This is a genomic window from Shewanella septentrionalis (assembly GCF_025370265.1).
In the GTDB taxonomy this organism is placed as follows: domain Bacteria; phylum Pseudomonadota; class Gammaproteobacteria; order Enterobacterales; family Shewanellaceae; genus Shewanella; species Shewanella hafniensis.
Genome location: NZ_JAMTCC010000077.1, coordinates 1 through 6,802 on the forward strand (window position 1 = coordinate 1; position 6,802 = coordinate 6,802).

The 6,802-nt window shown below is 48.8% G+C and carries 6 protein-coding genes; all 6 read left to right on the plus strand.

Going from position 1 to position 6,802, the window contains the following annotated elements; all coding sequences use genetic code 11:
• Positions 1-663: type-F conjugative transfer system pilin assembly protein TraF (gene traF, locus NE536_RS22115; RefSeq protein WP_261274030.1), on the plus strand; the 663-nt coding region annotated here is incomplete at its 5' end.
• Positions 664-676: 13 nt separating this feature from the next.
• Complete coding sequence (gene trbB, locus NE536_RS22120; protein ID WP_261274031.1) at positions 677-1,114, plus strand: type-F conjugative transfer system pilin assembly thiol-disulfide isomerase TrbB; 438 nt, start codon at positions 677-679, stop codon at positions 1,112-1,114.
• A 184-nt stretch (positions 1,115-1,298) separates the two neighbouring features.
• The gene (locus NE536_RS22125; protein WP_261274032.1) at positions 1,299-2,687 is read left to right on the plus strand and encodes a conjugal transfer protein TraH; all 1,389 of its coding nucleotides are present in this window, start codon (positions 1,299-1,301) and stop codon (positions 2,685-2,687) included.
• A gap of 2 nt (positions 2,688-2,689) precedes the next feature.
• Positions 2,690-5,503 carry a conjugal transfer mating-pair stabilization protein TraG gene (traG, locus tag NE536_RS22130; protein WP_261274033.1) on the plus strand — a complete coding sequence of 938 codons (2,814 nt, stop codon included), beginning with the start codon at positions 2,690-2,692 and terminating at the stop codon, positions 5,501-5,503.
• Positions 5,504-5,540: 37 nt separating this feature from the next.
• Complete coding sequence (locus tag NE536_RS22135) at positions 5,541-6,074, plus strand: hypothetical protein (protein ID WP_259524123.1); 534 nt, start codon at positions 5,541-5,543, stop codon at positions 6,072-6,074.
• Between the two features lie 2 nt (positions 6,075-6,076).
• The gene (locus NE536_RS22140) at positions 6,077-6,772 is read left to right on the plus strand and encodes an excalibur calcium-binding domain-containing protein (protein WP_261274034.1); all 696 of its coding nucleotides are present in this window, start codon (positions 6,077-6,079) and stop codon (positions 6,770-6,772) included.
• The last annotated feature ends 30 nt before the right edge of the window (positions 6,773-6,802 follow it).

Sequence of the window (6,802 nt, forward strand, 5' to 3'; positions counted from 1 at the left end):
GCCCCCAAGAAGCAAGCGCCTAAAAAGGCCGAAACGCCAAGCGTCACACTCACGCGCACCCAAACCCTGACGCCCACCGAGCAGATGGATTGGTTTCACAGCTACTACCAAGACACGCTCAATGACGCCGCGATAAACAGCCAAGACAGCACGAAAGTGGAAAGGGCCATGCTGCTTAATCAGTACGTCAGCAATAAATCGTCAGAGTTTGGCATGACCTTCAAAAAGGTCCTGCTGGATAACCCTGAGCTGTCTTACACCAAAGACAGGCCAACAGAGCAAGCGGCAAGAAGCACCTATTTATCATTAGAGCGCAACAAGAAGATGCGCGCAGTACGCAGCCTTGCAGATGCAGGATGGGGCCTGTTCTTTGTCTACAAAGGCCAAGAAGAAATTGATATTGCGCTGGCGCCCAGCGTGCAGCAGTTCGCAACGCAACATGGCATTGAGCTACTTGGCGTCACGCTGGATGGTGTAGCACTGCCAGCCATCGTACAGAACCGCCAAAACGACCAGCACATAAACGTCCCGTTTAGTCCCGCACTCGTGTTAGTTAATCCTGGCACGGGGGAAATGAAACCGCTCGCTTATGGCTTTATCTCTCAAGACGATTTACTTGGCCGCTTCCTGAACGTGGCCACCGATTTCGCCCCTGACTTTTAAACGGAAAATACCCATGAAACGCATCATCACAGTTATGTTAATGACTCTTTTATTCTCTTTAAGCGCGAAGGCGACTCCTATGGGGGCAGCTGTTGCCGCCAATCCGAATGATTACGCGTTAGTGTTTTTCTTTCGCTCTGATTGCCCTTACTGCCACCAGTTCGCCCCGAAACTGAAACAGCTTGCGGCGCAAACTGGCACCTATACCTATGCCTTTTCGCTCGACAACCAAGGCATAGCGGGTTTTGAAGTACCCATTCCTTCCACGCCAGACATTGCCGCCACCTTCTTTGAGAACCCGCGCAGCGTGACAGTACCGGCCACATTCTTGATCAACGTCAATACCCGTAAGTTTGTCCGTTTAACCGTCGGTGATGTGACGCCCTCGCAGCTCCAACAAAGCTATCTTCAATCCCTCAATGACCCACAAGTCATTGCAAGCATGCGTTAGGAGCAACCTTCATGGACACGATGCTAATCATCAATATTTTACTGGCCTTAGCCATCTATAAGTTCGTACTCGTCCCCGTGCATGCATTGTTAAGTGCCGTTTGCTTGCGTGCGCTACGCGCACTACACCCGCGTCATAACGGCAACATAAGCGGCAGCATAAACGGCAATACAGGAGGTAAATCATGAAACGCTTAGCACTGACGCGCACACTACTGGGCGTCACTATTTCATGTTTGCTGACAACACACGCCTATAGCGCGGGGGTTTCAGGTTCACTAAACGATTTTTTCAATGGCCTAGGCTATGGCACTAACGTGACCAATCCGGGCTCATTCAAAGGCCAAAGCGCCAACTACTACAGCGGCGGCAATCTCTTTGTGCGTAGCCCCATTCGCGACGCGCAGCTCGTGAGTGTGCAAATGCCCAGCATTGCCGCAGGCTGTGGCGGTATTGATATGTTTATGGGGGGATTCAGTCACATTAACTCAGACGCCCTTGTTCAACAAGGCAAGGCCATCATTGCTAACGCAGCGCCGTTTGCCGTCGATTTAGCCCTGCAGACGTGGGCGCCACAAATCAAACAGATTAAGGACACGCTAACGGCCATTGCTGATAAGTACCTCAATCAGTCGATCAATTCTTGCGAGAGTGCCCAAGCGGGTGTCTCGGCGCTGGCGGGGTTTGCAGGTGTTGGCAGTCAAAAATACATTTGTGCCACTATGGGCACGCAAAATAACGCCTTTGCGGATTGGGTATCTGGCCAGCAAGAATGCGGCGCGGGCGGTCAAGCTAACAATCAGCTCGATAACGCCAAGAAAGATCCCGCACTAAAAGACATGGTGCGCAAAAATACCAATATTGTGTGGGCCGCCATTTTAAAAAACACCTTCCTTGCCAGCGATCCGACCTTGGCAGAATTTCTCATGTCGATTTCAGGCACGTATATTTATGACGCGACCGGCAATGCGCGCGGCTATGGCTCACTGCTGACCGACAACAATAACCTGATTAATAGTCTGTTAGAGGGCGGCAAAGCCGAAACCTATCAGTGCACCAATAAAGCGATTGATCAATGTCTTGCACCGACACAACAAACGATCACCATCCAAAGTAACCACGGCCTGCAATACCGTGTAGATACCTTGCTCAGAGGCATCGCCAGTAAGATGCAAAACGACCAGCCACTAACAGATAACGACAAGTCGCTGCTCGAATACACGACGCTGCCCATCATGACTTTTTTACGCACTGAACTAGAAGCAGGACTCACGCCACAAACCAATACTTACGCCAAAATCATCAGCGTGCAGTTTATTACCCTCTATCTGCAAAACATGCTGTCGATTGTGAAATCTTCTATCACGGCAACCAACAATGATCCCAAAGACATTGACCGCATCGAGAAAGACATTATCAACGCTAACCGCTTTTTAGAAGGACTCACCGCTAAAGCTCAAAATGAGGCGATATCACAGCACCAGCTCATTATGCAAAACCAGCAAATCAAACAGCAAATAACGGGCGCCATGAGCGCTAAAGCTAAGGCCAACTTGAATTTTGGGGAGCGATAACCATGGCGGTTGAGATTTTCACGTACAGCAACGGTGACGTGGCCAAGCAAGTGATGAATGCCATTGCCGTGCTGTTCAAGTCCGATTCATTTGCCAGCATGATAAGCATCTGTGCACTGTTTGCCGTTGTGGCCACCGCGCTGCACTTTTTCATCAAGCGTGACCATAACGCGATTATGAAATGGTGCGCGGTTTACTTTGCCGTGCCATTGCTTGCCATGAACACCACCGCCACAGTGCAAATTACCGATTTAACCAATCCGACGGGTAACTATCGCGTGGACAATGTGCCCGCGATAGTGGCGTTTCCGGCCTCATGGGCATCGCATTATATGTATGCCACCACCCAAACGGTGGAAGATATTTTTCACGTACCGGATGATCAACAATACAGTAAAACGGGCATGATGTTTGGCTCTGAGCTGTACAAGTTATCCAGACAAAGCGAGATAGAAAACACCCAACTTAAAGGCTATTGGCAGCACTACATCAGCAGTTGTATTCGCGGAGATATGCTACTCAATAATAAATACACATGGCGAGATTTAGCCAGTGCGCCGGATATTTGGGACTTTCTAGCGACTCACAACCCTTCGCCGCTACGGGCGATTCAAATGGGTCCTAATGACTATCCTACCTGCAAAGAAGCCCTTCCGCGCCTCAAGCAGCTATTCCAAGCAGACAGCGCAAAAAGCATCAAGTTACTGGGCAGTTGGATTTATGGTGAAAAGGCTACAAGCCAACAAAGCTTTTTGAATACCAGCATCAGCAGTGGTTATCAAAAATACGCCAATATCAGTCAAAGCGCGTCGCAAATCACGCTGCAAAACATGACGATTAACGCCCTGCGAAATGGCCTCGCGGATGATGCAGCGGTGAGCAACAACACCGCCGCCGCATTCAACTACGCCTATACACAAAACAAAATGCAAACCACATCGATGTGGGCGGGAATGGCCCTGCAGGCGCGCGAATTTTTGCCCATGCTGCAATCAATTTTGTTTTTGCTGTTTAGCTCTGTCGCCTTTTTAGTGGTGGCGATTGCCATGATCCCCTCGCTCACGTTTCAAGTGTTCGGCAACTATTTCAAAGGCTTTATCTACCTTGGCACATGGCCGGTGATGTTTGCTCTCATTAACTTCATCATGACCACACGCTTATCCCTTAACGCCACCGAAATCACTAACATTTACGGCGGGATCACCTTAAGCAACGTTGATCCCTTACAAGAAATGCATTCCCGCTATGCGGCCATGACCGGCTTTTTAATGATGAGCGTGCCAACTGTGATTGTGCCGTTAATCATGAAAGGCGGCGCGTCGGTAATGAGCAGTATGTCGCATCAGTTCGCGGGCATGATGAGCAGCGTTAACGCGCGCACCTCTGCGAGTGCGGCAAGTGGTGATATCAATTTGGGTAACGCTCAGGTGGATAACTACAGCTACAACAACACCAACGGCAATAAAATCGACACCACTGGCGTTGAACGTATTCATGGCAACACCAAGCAAGATGCAACCGGCTATGAAACCACCACCTTTGATGATGGCAGACAAGTCATTAATGGCCAAAATGCCTTAAGCCGTAGCTTGCCAGTGAATATCAGCAGTAACGATGTGGTCTCAAACTCCTTATCGCAATCTGGATCAAACGCGATCAGTGCGAGCAAAATTGAGAGTGAGCTAGCAAGCGAAAGCCTCGCCACCGTCAAGAATGCCGCACTAAGTCAAATGAGCGGGGTCAATACCTCGAACAGTTATGGCAGCAATAGCGCCACGGGCGATAGCGGCACCCATAACAAAGGCTTCGCAGATATGCGTAGTACGGTTAAGTCTTTTGCTAAGGACTTCAACCTGACAGAAGACCAAGCCACAAGTACCTTATTATCAATGTATGTCGGAGCAGAAGCAGGGGTGAAACTCGGCACACCTGGGAGTGGATTTCTTGGTTCTAGTGCGCACGTATCCGCCAATACTGGCACTAAAGGCTCAACCGATGATGTCAGCACAGCCCGTACCAGTGAAAGCGAACGTGACAGTCTACAGCAAAGCTACCTTGACCAGTTCAGCGCTAACGTTAACACCGTCAAATCCTATAACAGCGGCGAACAAGCCAGTACAACCAACAGTAAAAATGAAGGTGAAACACAAACCTTCCTACAAGGACTTAACGAAGCGACTACTCACGCCAAAAACTCCCAATCCCAGCTCACTGAAGCCCAAAGCTACACCGATGCGGCTAATCGCGTGAAAAGTGGATCTACCAGTATCAGTCACGATTTAAATCAAGACTTTGTGGAGTTCGTACAAGACGCAAGAGATAAGCAAGGTGATTTCATGGAGGTGATCAGGGGGCAAACACCAGAAATGCAGCAAGAGCGAAACCAACTCGCGGCCGAATTTACGAACAGCCCGAAAGTCAAAGCGATTGCAGAGCAATACAAGAACAATGAATTACCGCAAAACCGAGATGACATTATGCAAGCTCAGGAGCGTTACGCCACCGATATTGATTTCAATAAACAGCAATCACCACAGTATGCCCCAGCGCCGTTCAATGACAGCCTCTATCAAACGGGCGAATTTGAGCGCATCCAAGGCCATGCGGCGCAAGGTAACGCGGAAATTAGACAAGATGTGTTGCACGAAGAACAGACTCATAACGCATCTAGCGTCCCGAGCATTGATATAGAACAAGCCCGCGCAGACGTAAAAGCGGCGCACGCCCTAATAAAGCCAGACAGTCGAAGTGATGATGAAAAGTTGGCAGAAACAGTGCGTCAGTCAAGTCCCTTTAATACAGGACCAAAAATGTGATAATAGCCATGACTTTCAATCACAAAGAGATAACTTCATGAACATCATTAAAACATTTGCACTGTTGCTGTGCTTATTAAACCCCTTGGCGCAGGCTGAAACCACCCTGTTTGGCCTCACCTTGGGCAAATCCACGAGACAAGAGGTTGAGCAAAGCTACACCCTCCAAGACAAAAATACCGCATCGGGATTGCCTGATAGCTGGAATTATTATCGTGTGAGTGGTGAGCAGTTTAATGAGCCGTTGCTTAAGCATGCCACCCTCTATTTTGATAATACCCAAACCTTAGGCCGCATCAATTTTACCTTCCCAAGCTCCTTAGAAAAGTATAAGGCGCTAGAAGAACAACTTAGCCGCCAATACCCACGCATAAAAATGGCCCCTTTCGTATCGGAGCCATTACGCCTCGATAAAACCGAATTTCAAAATGACACCACCCATATCCGACTGGAGTACAACGTTTACAACATACTCTTATCTTTTACTGACCTAAAGTATCGCGCTATTGAAAAGAAACCTATAGCTGAGCTCAAAGCCCTCGAAGCCAATAAACCGAAAAAGGAACCCTAGACGTGACCTTAAAACATGACACTCCCCCCACTCAAGGGGGGGTAAAATCCATTTACCGCGCCAATCGATCTATTATCCATTGGACGATACTTGGCATTATGGTGATGACAGCACTGTTGTGTTGGCTACTCCTTGGTAAAGACACCTTACTGGGGGCGTATTATTACGCACTATATAGTGGACGCGCGTTATTGCAGCCCGCCGCAACGATGGTGCAAACACACTGGCAAGGCGTGATATACACCAGCACGCTAGGCGAGCAAGCACATAACCCCGTCTTGGCGGATATGTTTACCTTATTCACCACATGGTTTGCCATCATCTTCGGGGCTTGCACCACCCTAGGGTTAATTTTCATGGCGACCGATCCACGCTTTCGAGTTAAAGGAAAACCATTATCGATACTGAATCGCACCCTTGTATCAGTTGGTTTATTGCTTGCCTTTTACTCCACGTTGACGACGGTGTGGCAACCGAGCTACCCACCCGTGCTCACCACTTTTGCCACCAAGCACCTCGTCACACAAATACCCCTTACCTCGACGCCAAAGCAAACCGCCTTTCGTTGTGATGGCCGCACACATTGCAGCCAAATGAACTCAAGAGCAGAAGCTGTGTATTTCATTAACCATTGTCCCAACACCAAAATGGATGGCGACAATAACGGCATTCCTTGTGAAAACGACAGTCGCTGGTAGTAGGTAAGGAACCTTAATAATGACCTTAAA

Bases quoted from the DNA above. Each gene is read 5' to 3' on its own strand.
- trbB (WP_261274031.1), top strand. From the start codon at position 677: ATGAAACGCATCATCACAGTTATGTTAATGACTCTTTTATTCTCTTTA.
- NE536_RS22135 (WP_259524123.1), top strand. From the start codon at position 5,541: ATGAACATCATTAAAACATTTGCACTGTTGCTGTGCTTATTAAACCCC.
- traG (WP_261274033.1), top strand. From the start codon at position 2,690: ATGGCGGTTGAGATTTTCACGTACAGCAACGGTGACGTGGCCAAGCAA.
- NE536_RS22125 (WP_261274032.1), top strand. From the start codon at position 1,299: ATGAAACGCTTAGCACTGACGCGCACACTACTGGGCGTCACTATTTCA.